This is a genomic window from Kribbella sp. NPDC004536 (assembly GCF_042873835.1).
Lineage (GTDB): Bacteria > Actinomycetota > Actinomycetes > Propionibacteriales > Kribbellaceae > Kribbella.
Map to the genome: position 1 here is coordinate 1,135,956 of NZ_JBIALY010000001.1, position 13,620 is coordinate 1,149,575.

Genomic DNA, 13,620 nt, shown 5'->3' on the forward strand with positions numbered 1-13,620 from the left:
TCTGACGGCCCGCCCCTGATCCGGGCGAACCGTTATTGTCGAGGCGTGCCCCACGACCTCGTCGGACCGGAGATCCTGCCGGGCACCCGCGAGTACGACTGGGTCGCGCGCGTCGTCGACGCGATGGAGCGGCGTACCGGCCGGGCCTCGTCCTGGAACCGGCGGCTGTACGAGGAACTCGGCGACCACGCCGGGGTCGCCCAGCTCGGCGGGCCCCTCACCCTCAGGCGGGATCTCGTCCTCGAGCCGGTGTTCCGCGCGTACGACGCGAACCGGCCGACGGACCTCGAGACGACGTGGGCGGCGCGGCGCGGCGCACTGCTGTTGATCCACGAGATCGACCACCACCTGCACGAGGAGGGCGACGAGAACGCGCCGGACGCGGTTCCGTACCGGTCGAGGGAGGGCGAGGCGCTGACCGAGGGTCTCGCCGACAGCAACCGCGACCGGTACGCCCGGACGATCCTGAGCGACATCGGAATGGACGAGGCGGTACCGCGGATCCACGACACGACCGTGGTCACGCCGTACGGCGGGTACCAGCTCGGGGTCGAGGGGGTGCTGGACGGTCTTCGGACGCTGAGCGGGCGCTCGAGCGACGACGTGTGGGAGGCGGTTGACTCGACGCCGTTCGCGCAGCGGTACAACGCGATGGCCGATGTGGTGATCGACTCGCGGCTGAAGGATCTGATGCCGCCGGAACACCGCTCGCAGATCAGGCTGCGCCTCGCGAAGCCGCTGCGGGAGGAGCTTGGGTCGCTGACCGACGCTTACAGGGCTGTTGCCGAGACCATCGTCCAGTTGACGGACCGCGGCCGGGAAACCGGCGCACGGGCCGTCGAACGCCTCACCCAGGAACTGGCCGCGGTCGAGGCGCATTACCGGGCTCACGGCGAACACCCGCCGCGGATGCCGATGAGTGCCCGAGAACACGCCCAGGTCCAACAGATCGAGACCTTCTACGGCCGCCCCTCCATCGCCCAGGAGCCATCCCAACTACGCCACTTCCTACACACCCGCACCCCACCCCCACCACCCCAAACCACAAAAGCCGAGCCCGCCACCGCTGCCGACGCCAGCACCAAAACGAGACCCGCGACCGAAGCCAACGCGAATGCCTGGATCGGAGCCGGGCCAGGAGCTGCCGGGGCCGGAGCGGGGCCTGGAGCGGGTGCCGGGACGAGATCTGGCGCGGGAGCCGGGACGGAACCTGGCGCGGGTGCCGGGGGTGGTGCAGCAGCAGGTGCAGGAGCCGCCGGGGCAGCCGCTGCTCGGGGCACGTCAGCAGCCCTCACCGCAGTCGCGGCTGTAGCCGCCACCGAAGCTGCAGCAGCCCGAGCAGCCGCGGCTTCTGCGGGAGCCGCAACGGAAGCAGGTACGGCGCCCGCGACCGCGGCCGGAACCGGACCCGCGGACGGTGCGGGGGCGGGCGGTGCGGCGGTGTCGGGCGGTGCGGCGGCTGGTGGTGCGGCGGCTGGTGGTGCGGCGGCTGGTGGTGCGGCGGCTGGTGGTGCGGGTGGTGGAAGGGCCGGGGGTGGGGGTGCGGCTTCGGGGGCGGGTGCGGCGGGCAAGCCCGGGGCGGCTGCGGGGGCTCGTGAGGGGTGGCGGGCTGGAGAGCGGCGTGCGAGTGGTGGGCCGGCTCGGTAGGTCAGCCCACCATCGGGAGCTCGGTACGTCAGCCCGCCAGCAGGAGCCCGGTACGTCAGCCCGCCAGCAGGAGCCCGGTACGTCAGCCCGCCACCGGGGCGCTCGGTAGGGCAGGCGGCCGGCCGTCGGTAGGTGCGGCTGTCGGCGGGTGGTTCGTAGGTCAGTCGGGCAACGGGGTCTCGGGGGGTGGGGCGGGGACCTGGGGGTCTTTATGATCGGGGCGGGGCTAGTGAGGACGAGGTGCGGATGGACGGGCAGCAGGCGGAGGGTGTTTCGGGGGCGGGGGGTGGGCCGAGTGCTGCGGAGCTCGCCAAGCTCCGTGAGTTTCTCGGCGATCACACCGCGGCCGACAGCCCGGGCTCGTACAAGGGGACCGGCGAGGCGCCGAACAACGTGCGGTCACTGGTTGCCCGTCGCCAACGCCCCGCTAACGAGGTCGACTGACCGCCGACACAGTACGGCCGACTGACCGCCGGCGCAGTACGAGGCTGACCACCGGCGCAGTACGGGACTGACCGCCGCCACGGTACCGCCGACTGACCGCCAGCGCAGTACGAGGCTGACCGCAGGCGCAGTACTGGGCTGACCGCAGGTGCGGTACTGCGCTGACCGCCGCAGTACCGCCGACTGACCGCCGGTGCAGTGCGGGGCTGACCGGGCCTCAGGTTCTGGCTACCAGTCCTTCAAGGCGTTCAGGTAGGTGCCGCTGGTTGGGCGGACGTTGCCGAGCATGAACAGCTTCAGTGGGGCGGAGAACAGACCGTAGACGTGGGTCCCGGTGAAGAACCCCGGTGAGTCGCAGCCGTCGTACTGGACCCAGATCTCCCGGATCCCCCCGGCAGTGGTGAAGCGGAGCGCGATCGCCTCGGCCGGCTTGGCGGTTTGCGGAGCGCACTTGAAGACAGGGAGTGCCGGGTTCCGCTCAGGCAGCACCTTGATCGCGTCCACCACCTGCTGAGCCACAGCAGCGTCGAACACCTGCTGCCCAAGCACCGCGCCATCAGACATGTTGTAGCGGCATGCACGCAGACCAGTCACCGGGGTGTTCACGTCGAGACCAGTGCCGACCGGCAACGCGTTCGGCGACGGCGCCTGGGTGATGGAGGCCTGTGGCGGGCAGCCGGTCTTCGGGTTCTTCGGTGCGATGCCCTGCGAGTTCTCGGACGGTGCAGCGGCAGAAGCAGCAGTACCGGCATCGCTCCTGCTGTTGGCGACCGGTGCCTCACCACCGAACATCCCCCACGCTCCCCCTGCAGCAGCGGCAACAAGGACCGCGCCGGCGGCGACTGACCACGCCTGGCGGCGCTTGTGCACCCGACGACGCGCCTCGCTCGCCAGCCCCGTCTTCTGCAGCCCCGTCAACCCCGCGTGATCCTGTAGCGCCGCACTGATCTTGGGGCCGAGCTCCTGCTCAGCGTCGTTCTCAGGCATCCTCGGCTCCTTCCCTGCTGAGTGTGGTTTTCAATGACGCCAGTGCGCGGTGCACGTGCGACCTAGCCGTCGCCTCCGCGCAGTGCAGCAGCTGGGCGATCTCGGCGTACGACAGCTCCTCGTAGAACCGCAGTACGACGGCAGCGCGCTGCTTGTCCGGCAACGTCGCGCACAGGTCCCAGATCGCGTCCGCCTCCGCGCGATCCGCCGTACCGTCCGGAACCGCACGGGCCGTACGCACCGGATCGTCGACCGGCGCCTCCCGTCGCCGGAACTTCCGCCACCAGGAGATGTGCGCGTTGACCACCATCCGCTTCACGTACGCCTCTGGGTCGTCGGCGCGGCTGACGCGACCCCAGCGCGCGCAGGCGGTCGTCAGCGCATCCTGTACGGCGTCCTCGGCCAGGCTCCTGTCCCCGGTGAGGACATAGGCGAACCGCAGCAACGCGTCGGCCTTCTCGGTGACCCACGCCTCGAAGTCGAGCGGCTCGACCCGCACCTCCGCTGCCGCCAAGGCTGCCTCCATATCCCTCAGGACGACGCTGGACGCCTGTTCGTTGCAGCCCGCCCGTGGTGACTGCAGCGCCAATTATGGGTGTCCTGCCGTGGACCTGCCGATGACTAGTCTGGCGCGGCGGGGAGTCACCTCGACGCGAAGGGCGGAGCCACGATGGCGACCGAGCGGATCTTGATCCAGAGCCAGATGGACCGGGCCGGCAACCTGGCCGCGGAGTGGGCCTTCAGGCTGGACAGCGAGGTCCTCGATCATCTTTCCCGGGACAGCTTCGCCTTGTTCCGCTGGACCGACCCCGAACGCCCGAGCAGGGCCTCCGCCGACGGCTCCATCACGCTGCAAGCGGCGACCGCCGCGTGGATGTCGTCCGCCGGCCACGCCATGTACGACGCGCACATCGCCGGGCGCGAGACCCGTCCGGATCCGCGGATGGTCAGAGCGGCACTTGCCGACTTCACCGAGGCCTACCTGGACGCGCGGCAGAAGCCGCCGCTGTCGGACACGGATCCGGCGGCGGCCGCCCTGGACGCCGGTCTCCGGGCGAACCTCGATCTCGCGCCGCTCCTCAGGAGTGCGCGCGTGGACGGCGTCTGCCCGGGTATCGACAGCCTGTCGATACCCGACCGGCAGCCGATGTTGCAGGGCGCGGTCAGTACCCTCACCGAGGCGCTGGGCCGACGACTCCAGATGCAGGACGGCGAACTCGAGGGCCTGCTCCGGCGAACCGCCCCGGCAGAACGGTTCGAGTTCCTCGCCGATCAGCTGATCCAGAACGACCCGAGTCGGCGGCGCCTGCCGGACGGGTCCGCGCTGACCCTTCCGGAAGACCACGTGGCGCGGCTGCGCGCGAAGGTGACCCAGGACTTCCGGGACCTGTTCGGAGAATGCCATCTGGCGACGTACAACGAGATCCAGCGCAGGTCCCGCCGCTTCGGAGAGAACCTGGCCAAGGACGGGTACGCGATCGCGGTCCGCAGCAACGCCGGCTTCCGGGACGAGATCCAGACGGACCAGCCCGGCTATTCCCAGGTCTCCCGGCTGGTGTGGGTCGTACAGCACGACTTGTCCCAGGGACAGGCCCCGCTCAGCGCCGGCGGTGGTTCCGGTGCACGGGCGCTCCAGCTCGCGTTCGACACCGACTACTGGAACGGCGACCTGAAGGACTCGTCCCTGCCCGCGGAGGCCGCGGTACCCGGGTACGCCGGTGCCGACCGGTCGCTGACCTTCGACCGTACGAGGGTGATCGACGTACTGGCGAACGCGGACACCACCGCGGCCCCGACCGCGGAAGTCAGGCGAGCCGTACGAACCGTCGCGAGCCAGGCCGCGTACCTCTGCAACCCGGAGCCCGGGTCTGGACTGGACGACCCCGTCAACCGGGCCCTCGACGAGCAGCTCCGCGACGACTTCGCCAGGCACGAGGAGACCAGACTGCTTGTGTCGCTGGGATTCCGCAACCCGCGGTTGAGCCCGGAAGCGCAAACTCCGACTGTGACATCGCAGGTCGTCGCGACCCTGGCGGCGTCGACGGGGAGGTACTTCGGCATGCAGCCGCACGAAGTCACTGCCCGGCTGCTCACCACACCACCAGGTCAGCGTTTCGAGGCCGCGGCCGCTCTCGGGCTTGCCAACGCCGGCGGCCAACCGGACAGTGAGGCCCACCGGACCCTTGCCGCCAAACTACGGACGGGGGTCGCGGCCGCGGTAGGTGCCGATGGCAACGGCCGGCGCAAGTTGCACCCCTGGAGCCGTACGACGGCCGGGGATGCGCTGAGCCGGAACCTCCGAGCGACGATCGACAAGGCCAGAAGGCCCTTCCGTGCACAGGCCACCGCGGACGACAGGACCCGGCAGCAGTTGGCCGCAGCGCTGTCAGGCCAGGCTGTGCTGACGGGTTCCCGTGCCAAGGCACCAGGCGCCACGGAAGCACGTCCGCAGCAGGCTGACACCCGTAGCAGTGAACGCGGAACCGGGATCAGCGGGTAGCCCGTAGTACACGGAAGCCCTTGGCGCTGGCCACGCGTTCACACGGGTAGCCCTGGTCGGTCATCCAACGCTGCAAGGAGTCACCGCCGAGGTTCTTGCCTACTACGAACCAGGCGATGCCGTCCGGAGCCAGCCGGGTCAGCCACCTCAGCAGCATCTTGTGGAGCTCCGGCTTGCCGATGTGGATCGCGGGGTTGGACCAGAGCTGGTCGAACTGCAGCTCAGCCGGTACGTCGTCAGGCAGCGCCGCATGCACCCGGTCAGAAACACCTGTGGCCTCTGCGTTCAGCCTGGTGAGCTCGAGAGCGCGGCTGTTCACATCGGCGGCCCATACCTTCGCAGCAGGCGCCTCGGCGGCCAGCGCACAAGCGATCGGCCCGTACCCACACCCAAGATCCAGGAACGTCCCGGAGCCAGCAGGGGGTTCCACCGAGCGCAACAGAACCGACGTGCCGATGTCCAGACGGTCCCGTGAAAACACCCCGGTCGCCGTTGTGAACACATACGGCTTGTCCCAGATCCGGGCTTCGACCGTACGACGTACGTCCGCGGAAGCAGGCTCTGCCGAGAAGAAGTGGTCACCCACGCTGATGTACCTCGCCTCGTACTTGCCTGGCCTGTAAAGCCCGCGCCGCCAGCTCGTCGTCGGCGGGATAACGCACTTCCTCCAGCGTCAGCCCGTGCGCCGGCAGCACCGACACCGCGGAGTCCCGTACCTTCCCGGCGAGTACGGCGGCCGGCCACGTCACGTCCCGCCGCCCGTCACCCACGGGGACCATCGAGCCGACCAGGGCCCGCACCATCGAATGGCAGAACGCGTCCGCGATCACGGTGCCCTCCAGCTGTCCCACACCCGTCCGCCGCCACGAGAACTCCAGCAGGGCCCGCACAGTGCTCGCACCTTCGCGCTTCTTGCAGAACGCCGCAAAGTCGTGCTCTCCGAGCAGACCGGCCGCGGCTGCGTTCATACGATCGACGTCCAGCGGCCGCCCGACCCGCAGTACGTGCCCTCGCGTCAGCGGGTCCCACCCGGCAGGGTCGTCACACAGCCGGTACACGTACCGCCGGGCCAACGCCGAGAACCTGGCGTCAAAACCCTCTGGAGCCGCCGTCACGGCCGTAACAGCCACATCCGCGGGTAGTACGCCGTTCAGCCCCCTGAGGAGCCGTAGCGGGTCCACAGCGCCGTCGACGTCCACATGGGTGACCTGTCCCCGAGCGTGTACGCCGGTGTCCGTACGCCCGGCGCAGGTGACGGTCAGCGGCTCGGGCAGGCGCAGTACGACCCGCAGTGCCTCCTCGAGAGACCCCTGCACGGTCCGGAGACCCTCCTGACGGGCCCACCCGTGAAAGGCCGCTCCGTCGTACCGAAGATCAATCCGCCAGCGCACACCGCAATCTAACGCAACGAGGCCCCCGCACCGTGTGGTGCGGGGGCCTCGTCAGCAGACTTACTTGTCGTCGGCGTCCGAACCGCCGGCCTTGGCGAAACCAGCCGCCTCGGCGTCCTCGGCGGTCTTGAACCAGACCTCGGCGACCGTCTGGTCGTACCACGGCGACTCGGTGTCGTGGTACTTCATCGAGTCCTCGTTGCCCTTGACGGTGTAGCCCTCCGGCGCGGAGCCGTCGGCGTTCGGGGCGGCGGAGTTCTCGTACTTTCCGGCCACGACGTCCTGCACCGCAGCGGCGTCCTCGACCGGCGCGTCCTCGACCTTGGTCTCGGCCGCGGCGGCCTTCTTCGCCGGCGCCTTCTTGGCGGCGGTCTTCTTCGCCTTCGGCGAGTCCGACAGCGCCTCGACCAGCTCGATCTTCACCATCGGGGCGTTGTCGCCCTTGCGCGGGCCGAGCTTGGTGATCCGGGTGTAGCCACCCTGGCGGTCGGCGTACCGCTCGCCGATCTCGGTGAAGAGCACGTGCACGACGCTCTTGTCCTTGATCCGCTTCATCACCTGGCGGCGCGAGTTCAGGTCACCACGCTTGGCCTTGGTGATCATCTGCTCCGCCAGCGGCTGCAGGCGCTTGGCCTTGGCCGCGGTGGTGGTGATGGCGCCGTGCTCGAACAGCGACGTCGCGAGGTTGCTGAGGATCAGCTTCTCGTGCGCCGGGCTGCCGCCCAGGCGGGCACCCTTGGTGGGGGTTGGCATCTCAATAACTCCAGGAATCTAAGGCCCGTCGGGCCGAAGGGATGTAGGGCCCGACGGGCCTTGGTCAGCTCAGTACAAGTTCAGTACTGCTCGGTCTCGGCGAAGCTCTCGTCCTCGTCGTCCGCCTCGTTGCCGTAGGCACCGGACGCGGCGCGGAGGTCGAACCCGGGCGGGGAGTCCTTCAGCGACAGGCCCATCTCGGCCAGCTTCAGCTTGACCTCGTCGATGGACTTGGAGCCGAAGTTCCGGATGTCCAGCAGGTCCTGCTCGCTGCGCGAGATCAGCTCACCCACGGTGTGGATGCCCTCACGCTTCAGGCAGTTGTACGACCGGACGGTCAGCTGCAGGTCCTCGACCGGCAGCGCCAGGTCGGCGGCCATCTGCTCGTCCACCGGGGACGGGCCGATGTCGATGCCCTCGGCCTCGACGTTCAGCTCACGGGCCAGACCGAACAGCTCGACCAGGGTCTTACCGGCCGACGCGACGGCGTCGCGGGGCAGCATCGACGGCTTGGTCTCGACGTCGACCACCAGGCGGTCGAAGTCGGTGCGCTGCTCGACCCGGGTGGCCTCGACCTTGTAGGTGACCTTGAGGACCGGGGAGTAGATCGAGTCGACCGGCATCCGGCCGATCTCGGCGTCCGCGGACTTGTTCTGAACGGCGGACACGTAGCCGCGGCCGCGCTCGACGACCAGCTCCATCTCGAGCCGGCCCTTCTCGTTCAGGGTGGCGATCTTCAGGTCCGGGTTGTGCACCTCGACACCGGCCGGCGGCGCGATGTCGGCGGCGGTGACGTCACCGGGGCCCTGCTTGCGCAGGTACATGGTGACCGGCTCGTCGTGCTCGGAGGAGACGACCAGGTCCTTCAGGTTCAGGATCAGCTGGGTGGCGTCTTCCTTGACCCCGGCAACGGTCGAGAACTCGTGCAGGACACCGTCGATCTTGATGCTGGTGACGGCGGCACCGGGGATGGAGGACAGCAGGGTCCGGCGGATCGAGTTACCGAGGGTGTAACCGAAGCCCGGCTCCAACGGCTCGATCACGAACCGCGAGCGGTACTCGTCGACGACCTCTTCGGTCAGGGTAGGGCGCTGTGCGATAAGCAACTTCTTGTTCCTTCTGTCTCGCGACGACCACTATTTGAGGCCGCGAAGGGTGAAGAACGCACCGGACCGGCCGGCAGCCCGGGGGCCACCGGCCGGCACGCGGTCAGTTCTTCGAGTAGAGCTCGACGATCAGGTGCTCGGCGACCTGGGTGTCGATCTGCTGCCGCGTGGGCAGCTGGTGGACGAGGATCCGCAACCGCTCCGGCATCACCTCGAGCCACGCCGGGACGACACGCTCGCTGTGCGTCTCCCGGGCGATGATGAACGGCGTCGTCTCGGCCGACTTCTGCTTGACATCGATGATGTCGTGCGCCGAAACCCGGTACGACGGGATGTTCACCTTGACGCCGTTCACGGTGAAGTGACCGTGCACGACGAGCTGACGGGCCTGGCGGCGGGTACGGGCGAGACCGGAGCGGTACACCACGTTGTCCAGCCGGGACTCCAGGATCTGCAGCAGGTTGTCACCGGTCTTGCCGGAGCGCCGCGAGGCCTCCTCGTAGTACCGGCGGAACTGCTTCTCGAGAACGCCGTACGAGTAACGCGCCTTCTGCTTCTCGCGCAGCTGGAGCAGGTACTCGCTCTCCTTCGGGCGGCCGCGGCCGTGCATACCCGGCGGGTACGGACGACGCTCGAACGCCTTGTCGCCACCGACGAGGTCGACCCCGAGACGGCGCGACTTCTTGGTCATAGGTCCGGTGTAACGGGCCATGGTTCGCTACCTTCCTCTCTCTGGGTCAGACCCGGCGCCGCTTGGGCGGCCGGCAGCCGTTGTGGGCGACAGGGGTGACGTCCTGGATGGTGCCGACCTCGAGGCCGACCGCACCCAGCGAACGGATCGCGGTCTCACGGCCGGAGCCGGGACCCTTGACGAACACGTCGATCTTGCGCATGCCGTGCTCCATCGCCCGGCGCCCGGCGGCCTCGGCGGCCATCTGCGCGGCGAACGGGGTCGACTTGCGCGAACCCTTGAAGCCGACGGTACCCGCGGAGGCCCACGAGATGACCGCGCCGGTCGGGTCGGTGATCGTCACGATCGTGTTGTTGAACGTGCTCTTGATGTGCGCGTGGCCGGCGGCCACGTTCTTCTTCTCCTTGCGGCGCACCTTCTTCGCGCCGGCCGCGGTGCGGCTCTTGGGAGGCATAGGTCAGTTGCTCCTGGGGTTGACGGTCATCCGGGTCACTTCTTCTTCTTGCCGGCGATCGCCTTGCGGCGACCCTTGCGGCTACGGGCGTTGGTCCGGGTGCGCTGACCGCGCACCGGAAGCCCGCTGCGGTGCCGGCGACCCTGGTACGACCCGATCTCGATCTTGCGGCGGATGTCCGCGGTCACCTCACGACGGAGGTCACCTTCGATCTTGTAGTTGCCTTCGATCCAGTCCCGGAGCTTGACCAGCTCGTCGTCGCCCAGCTCGTGGACGCGCTTGTCCGGGGAGACCCCGGTGTTCTTCAGCGTTTCCTGGGCGCGCGTGCGGCCCACACCGAAGATGTACGTGAGAGCGACCTCGATGCGCTTGTCGCGCGGCAGGTCCACTCCAACGAGGCGTGCCATGTGGCGGTGTTCCTTTCGTCGGCAGAGGTGTGGTGGCGCGCTGCGTCCTTGCCCGCCTCGGTGAACGTTCACCGGCAAGGCCCTGGCCTCTGTTCCAGGGGCGACGTCCAGAACGGATCCTGGACGAGCATGCGCGCTGTGGTGCGAAAGTGCTGTGTTACTGCGTGAGGCTTGTCAGCCCTGCCGCTGCTTGTGCCGCGGGTTCTCGCAGATCACCATGACCCGGCCGTGCCGGCGGATCACCTTGCACTTGTCGCAGATCTTCTTGACGCTCGGGTTGACCTTCATCGAGCTACTTTCTTCGACAGGTGTTGGTGGTGTTACTTGTACCGATAGACGATGCGACCCCGGGTGAGGTCGTACGGCGACAGCTCCACGACGACCCGGTCCTCGGGGAGGATCCGGATGTAGTGCTGCCTCATCTTGCCGCTGATGTGCGCGAGCACCTTGTGCCCGTTGGACAGCTCAACACGGAACATCGCGTTCGGCAGGGCCTCGACGATGGTGCCCTCGAGTTCGATAACTCCCTCTTTTTTGGGCATGTCCTCGCACTTCTGTAGACGTGACTGACTATGACTCAAATGAGCCAACAACCGAGTGTACGCCACTACCACACCCGAAAACCAATCGGTGCCTAGCGACTGGCCTCGAGCTCGGTCAGGTGCTCCGAACCCCAGGAATCCAGCGGCATCAGGGCGACATTGAGTGACTGTCCGAGTTCGGTGAGTGAATACTCGACCTTCGGCGGCACCTGGTGGAACACCTCGCGGTGCACGATGTCGCGGCTCTCCAGCTCCCGCAACTGCTGGATCAGCATCTTCTCGGTCACCCCCGCGATCTCCCGGCGCAGCTCTCCGAAGCGCATCGGCCCGTGATGCAGCGCCCACAGGATCCGCGGCTTCCACTTCCCGCCGATCACATCCGCGGCGGCATCCAGTCCACACGTGTAGGGCTGCATACTTACCTTTCCGACAGTACCTGACTATTTAGTGGGTACTTGTCCATTCTAAAGCGCCGCCGCCAGGGTGGAGCGCATGAAGACACCTGTCACGGTCCTGGGGCTCGGTGCGATGGGAACAGCCCTCGCCCGCGCCTTCCTGGCCGCCGGCCACCCGACCACCGTCTGGAACCGCACCCCCGGCCGCTCCCCCGAACTGGACTCCCTCGGCGCCACCCGCGCCCCAACCCCCACAGAGGCAGCGTCGACGGGCAGCTTGGTCGTCGTGTGCCTGCTCGTCGACGAGACGGTCCGGAGCACGCTTGACGGTCTCGACCTCACCGGCCGCACGATCGTCAACCTGACGAACTCCACCCCGGAACAGTCCAGGGCCACCGCGGAACGGCTCACCTCCGCAGGTGCTTCGTACCTCGACGGCGGCATCATGGCCGTCCCGCCGATGATCGGTACACCAGGCGCCTTCATCTTCTACAGCGGCCCGCAGGACGTCTTCGAGCAGCACCGTACGGCGCTCGAGGTCCTGGGCCGTCCCGCGTACGTCGGCGAAGACCCCGGGCTGGCCGCGCTGTACGACATCGCCCTGCTGAGCGCGATGTACGGCATGTTCGGCGGCGCCCAGCACGCCCTCGCCCTCATCACCAGCGCGCGCCTGCCCGCCGCCACCTTCACCGAGCAGTACCTGGTCCCCTGGCTTACCGCGATGCTCACCAGCCTCCCGAACATGGCTAGGGAACTCGACAACGGTCCTGTGGGTACGGCCGATTCGAATCTCTCCATGCAAGCAGCTGCCTACGAGAACCTGGTCACGACCGCACAACAGCAAGGCGTTGACCCGAGGCTGCTGACTCCGATGGGCGACCTGCTCGGCGAGGCGGTGGGAAGCGGGCGTGGATCAGCCGGGCTGTCGGCGCTGGTGGGACTGCTCAGGACTGCCAGCTAGCCGCCCACCGGCCAGGCGGGCCCGGATCAAGGCGGGCATTCAGCGGCGGCAGGACTGCTCAGGGCTCCTGTTGGCTGGCTGCCCACTGTTCGCCGGCGCGCCATATCTGTTCGGGCATCAGGTCGAGCAGGTCGCAGGCGGAGTCGAGTTGGGCGAGGGCGGTGCCGGACTCGCGGTACGCGGGCAGGATCGCGACGAACCGCCGCCCTTCGCAGCTGAAGCCGAACGGCGGTACGTCGGCCAGCGCCGCCACCGCCCGCGGATGCAGTACTGCCCGCGCGTGGTCCTCGCGCCCGTTGTACAGCCGATACTGCGTCTTCAGCCCGTCGGCCTCGACCGGCAGCGGAAGCAGGCTCGCCGCCGCGACCGGCGCGAGCCCCGCGGGCAGGATCTGCAGCGGCGGCAACGGCCGATCCACCTGGAGATCGAGGAAGTCGAAGCCGAGCTCACGCCGCCGTACCTTGTGCCGGAACAGCCCGGTCCAGAACTCCCGCCCACGATGCCGCCCGTACGTCACGTCCAGCACGTCGGCCTTGGGGTCTGCGTCGAACGGTGGGAACGGCCAACGATCCAGCAGCTCGTCCCCGGACGCGCTGATCCGCCACCCCAGCTGCCCCGCGGCATCCACCCACTCGCGCCGCCGCCGGCTGTCGCCGATCCGCAGCGCCACCGTGAACACAACCAGCGCCAGGAACCACGCGAACACCACCCACCCCACCCACCGCGGTTCCAGCAACAACCCGACGATCGCCAGTGGTACGGCGACCACGAACCACCCCACATAAACGATCGCGGCCCCCTGGTGCACCTGCCACGCCAAATCGGCCCGCAACCGCGAGCCTGTCACGCGGGGTGCTACCGGGGTCGCGGTCAACGGCGTCTGCCGAGGCCGCCGAGGGCGATGATCGCCCAGGGGATCAGCAGCCAGACCGGCCAGAAGTGCGGCCAGTGACCGCCGTTGCCGAGTCCGACCACGAACCAGATCACGACGTTGATCGCCACCACGCCGGTGAAGCCGCCACCGAGCGCGCCGAGACCGTGCCGGTGCGGGCGGCGGTCGCGTTGCCGCTCGGGGAAGTTCCCCGGCTCCGGCGCCGGCTTCGGGTCCTGCACCGCCGCGGGCGTCTCGTACGTCCGGACCGCCGGCAGGTCACGCACCAGCGGTTCGAGCTCGCCGTACGTCTGCACGGTGTACAGCTGATCGAGCCGGGACGAGAACTCGGGCTGGTCCAGCCGGCCGTCCGCGAACGCGTCCCGCAACCGCCCGGCGATCTTGTCCCGGTCGGCTTCGGTGAATCGCTGGTGCGGCTGGTACTGAGGCATGTCTCAAGTGTGCCTCAGC

Annotated in this window: 17 protein-coding genes and 2 pseudogenes; 4 read left to right on the top strand and 15 right to left on the bottom strand. The window is 68.6% G+C overall.

Translation table 11 applies throughout. The features are described from left to right. Positions 1-45: 45 nt before the first annotated feature. Positions 46-1,647, top strand: coding sequence for a hypothetical protein (locus ACFYRU_RS05510; protein WP_387653258.1), 1,602 nt, complete (start codon positions 46-48; stop codon positions 1,645-1,647). A gap of 246 nt (positions 1,648-1,893) precedes the next feature. Beyond that, entirely contained in the window at positions 1,894-2,091 is a 198-nt protein-coding gene (locus ACFYRU_RS05515) for a hypothetical protein (protein ID WP_387653260.1), read from the top strand. 228 nt (positions 2,092-2,319) lie between these two features. Here the strand turns inward: ACFYRU_RS05515 and ACFYRU_RS05520 are convergent, their stop codons facing one another. Both ACFYRU_RS05520 and ACFYRU_RS05525 read right to left on the bottom strand, forming a co-directional pair. Then, positions 2,320-3,078, bottom strand: coding sequence for a hypothetical protein (locus tag ACFYRU_RS05520; protein WP_387653263.1), 759 nt, complete (start codon positions 3,076-3,078; stop codon positions 2,320-2,322). After that, positions 3,071-3,592, bottom strand: a complete 522-nt coding sequence (locus ACFYRU_RS05525) for a SigE family RNA polymerase sigma factor (protein ID WP_387653267.1) — start codon at positions 3,590-3,592, stop codon at positions 3,071-3,073. Before ACFYRU_RS05525 ends, ACFYRU_RS05520 begins: the two co-directional genes overlap by 8 nt. A gap of 156 nt (positions 3,593-3,748) precedes the next feature. Here ACFYRU_RS05525 and ACFYRU_RS05530 point away from each other — a divergent pair, with 156 nt between their 5' ends. Beyond that, the gene (locus ACFYRU_RS05530) at positions 3,749-5,578 is read left to right on the top strand and encodes a hypothetical protein (protein ID WP_387653270.1); all 1,830 of its coding nucleotides are present in this window, start codon (positions 3,749-3,751) and stop codon (positions 5,576-5,578) included. Here the strand turns inward: ACFYRU_RS05530 and ACFYRU_RS05535 are convergent. From ACFYRU_RS05535 to ACFYRU_RS05585, 11 genes and pseudogenes are all read right to left on the bottom strand, one after another. Further along, positions 5,568-6,164: a class I SAM-dependent methyltransferase gene (locus ACFYRU_RS05535; protein WP_387653273.1), complete on the bottom strand. Its 597-nt coding sequence runs from the start codon at positions 6,162-6,164 to the stop codon at positions 5,568-5,570. The two genes, ACFYRU_RS05530 and ACFYRU_RS05535, sit on opposite strands and share 11 nt — an antisense overlap. Next, positions 6,157-6,969: a tRNA pseudouridine(38-40) synthase TruA gene (gene truA / locus ACFYRU_RS05540; RefSeq protein ID WP_387653276.1), complete on the bottom strand. Its 813-nt coding sequence runs from the start codon at positions 6,967-6,969 to the stop codon at positions 6,157-6,159. The genes ACFYRU_RS05535 and truA overlap by 8 nt, the downstream gene beginning before the upstream one ends. Before the next feature lie 60 nt (positions 6,970-7,029). Beyond that, positions 7,030-7,188: pseudogene (locus tag ACFYRU_RS05545) on the bottom strand (50S ribosomal protein L17); the annotation flags it as partial. Then, a pseudogene (gene rplQ / locus ACFYRU_RS05550) lies at positions 7,189-7,722 on the bottom strand (50S ribosomal protein L17); the annotation flags it as partial. 80 nt (positions 7,723-7,802) lie between these two features. Then, the gene (locus tag ACFYRU_RS05555) at positions 7,803-8,828 is read right to left on the bottom strand and encodes a DNA-directed RNA polymerase subunit alpha (RefSeq protein ID WP_130384620.1); all 1,026 of its coding nucleotides are present in this window, start codon (positions 8,826-8,828) and stop codon (positions 7,803-7,805) included. 103 nt (positions 8,829-8,931) lie between these two features. Next, positions 8,932-9,540 carry a 30S ribosomal protein S4 gene (gene rpsD, locus ACFYRU_RS05560; protein ID WP_141854775.1) on the bottom strand — a complete coding sequence of 203 codons (609 nt, stop codon included), beginning with the start codon at positions 9,538-9,540 and terminating at the stop codon, positions 8,932-8,934. Positions 9,541-9,565: 25 nt separating this feature from the next. Beyond that, positions 9,566-9,973 carry a 30S ribosomal protein S11 gene (rpsK, locus tag ACFYRU_RS05565; protein WP_131286332.1) on the bottom strand — a complete coding sequence of 136 codons (408 nt, stop codon included), beginning with the start codon at positions 9,971-9,973 and terminating at the stop codon, positions 9,566-9,568. A 35-nt stretch (positions 9,974-10,008) separates the two neighbouring features. Beyond that, complete coding sequence (rpsM, locus tag ACFYRU_RS05570; RefSeq protein ID WP_141854777.1) at positions 10,009-10,380, bottom strand: 30S ribosomal protein S13; 372 nt, start codon at positions 10,378-10,380, stop codon at positions 10,009-10,011. Between the two features lie 174 nt (positions 10,381-10,554). Further along, entirely contained in the window at positions 10,555-10,668 is a 114-nt protein-coding gene (gene rpmJ / locus ACFYRU_RS05575) for a 50S ribosomal protein L36 (protein ID WP_008361054.1), read from the bottom strand. A gap of 32 nt (positions 10,669-10,700) precedes the next feature. Further along, a complete protein-coding gene (infA, locus tag ACFYRU_RS05580; RefSeq protein ID WP_012923661.1) occupies positions 10,701-10,922 on the bottom strand; it encodes a translation initiation factor IF-1 in 222 nt (73 codons plus the stop codon). A gap of 92 nt (positions 10,923-11,014) precedes the next feature. Further along, positions 11,015-11,338, bottom strand: coding sequence for a winged helix-turn-helix transcriptional regulator (locus ACFYRU_RS05585; RefSeq protein ID WP_387653283.1), 324 nt, complete (start codon positions 11,336-11,338; stop codon positions 11,015-11,017). A gap of 76 nt (positions 11,339-11,414) precedes the next feature. Here ACFYRU_RS05585 and ACFYRU_RS05590 point away from each other — a divergent pair, with 76 nt between their 5' ends. After that, positions 11,415-12,278, top strand: a complete 864-nt coding sequence (locus tag ACFYRU_RS05590) for an NAD(P)-dependent oxidoreductase (protein WP_387653286.1) — start codon at positions 11,415-11,417, stop codon at positions 12,276-12,278. 58 nt (positions 12,279-12,336) lie between these two features. On the opposite strand, the gene ACFYRU_RS05595 is transcribed toward ACFYRU_RS05590, so the two are convergent. Further along, positions 12,337-13,125 carry a hypothetical protein gene (locus ACFYRU_RS05595; RefSeq protein WP_387653288.1) on the bottom strand — a complete coding sequence of 263 codons (789 nt, stop codon included), beginning with the start codon at positions 13,123-13,125 and terminating at the stop codon, positions 12,337-12,339. A 23-nt stretch (positions 13,126-13,148) separates the two neighbouring features. Further along, positions 13,149-13,601: a DUF1707 domain-containing protein gene (locus ACFYRU_RS05600; protein ID WP_387653289.1), complete on the bottom strand. Its 453-nt coding sequence runs from the start codon at positions 13,599-13,601 to the stop codon at positions 13,149-13,151. Positions 13,602-13,620: the final 19 nt, after the last annotated feature.

What these genes read in the sequence shown, in the direction of transcription:
- ACFYRU_RS05590 (WP_387653286.1), top strand. Translation starts at nt 11,415, where the DNA reads ATGAAGACACCTGTCACGGTCCTGGGGCTCGGTGCGATGGGAACAGCC.
- rpsK (WP_131286332.1), bottom strand. Translation starts at nt 9,973, where the DNA reads ATGCCTCCCAAGAGCCGCACCGCGGCCGGCGCGAAGAAGGTGCGCCGC.
- ACFYRU_RS05530 (WP_387653270.1), top strand. Translation starts at nt 3,749, where the DNA reads ATGGCGACCGAGCGGATCTTGATCCAGAGCCAGATGGACCGGGCCGGC.
- rpsM (WP_141854777.1), bottom strand. Translation starts at nt 10,380, where the DNA reads ATGGCACGCCTCGTTGGAGTGGACCTGCCGCGCGACAAGCGCATCGAG.
- ACFYRU_RS05520 (WP_387653263.1), bottom strand. Translation starts at nt 3,078, where the DNA reads ATGCCTGAGAACGACGCTGAGCAGGAGCTCGGCCCCAAGATCAGTGCG.
- rpsD (WP_141854775.1), bottom strand. Translation starts at nt 9,540, where the DNA reads ATGGCCCGTTACACCGGACCTATGACCAAGAAGTCGCGCCGTCTCGGG.
- ACFYRU_RS05515 (WP_387653260.1), top strand. Translation starts at nt 1,894, where the DNA reads ATGGACGGGCAGCAGGCGGAGGGTGTTTCGGGGGCGGGGGGTGGGCCG.
- infA (WP_012923661.1), bottom strand. Translation starts at nt 10,922, where the DNA reads ATGCCCAAAAAAGAGGGAGTTATCGAACTCGAGGGCACCATCGTCGAG.
- rpmJ (WP_008361054.1), bottom strand. Translation starts at nt 10,668, where the DNA reads ATGAAGGTCAACCCGAGCGTCAAGAAGATCTGCGACAAGTGCAAGGTG.
- ACFYRU_RS05600 (WP_387653289.1), bottom strand. Translation starts at nt 13,601, where the DNA reads ATGCCTCAGTACCAGCCGCACCAGCGATTCACCGAAGCCGACCGGGAC.
- ACFYRU_RS05585 (WP_387653283.1), bottom strand. Translation starts at nt 11,338, where the DNA reads ATGCAGCCCTACACGTGTGGACTGGATGCCGCCGCGGATGTGATCGGC.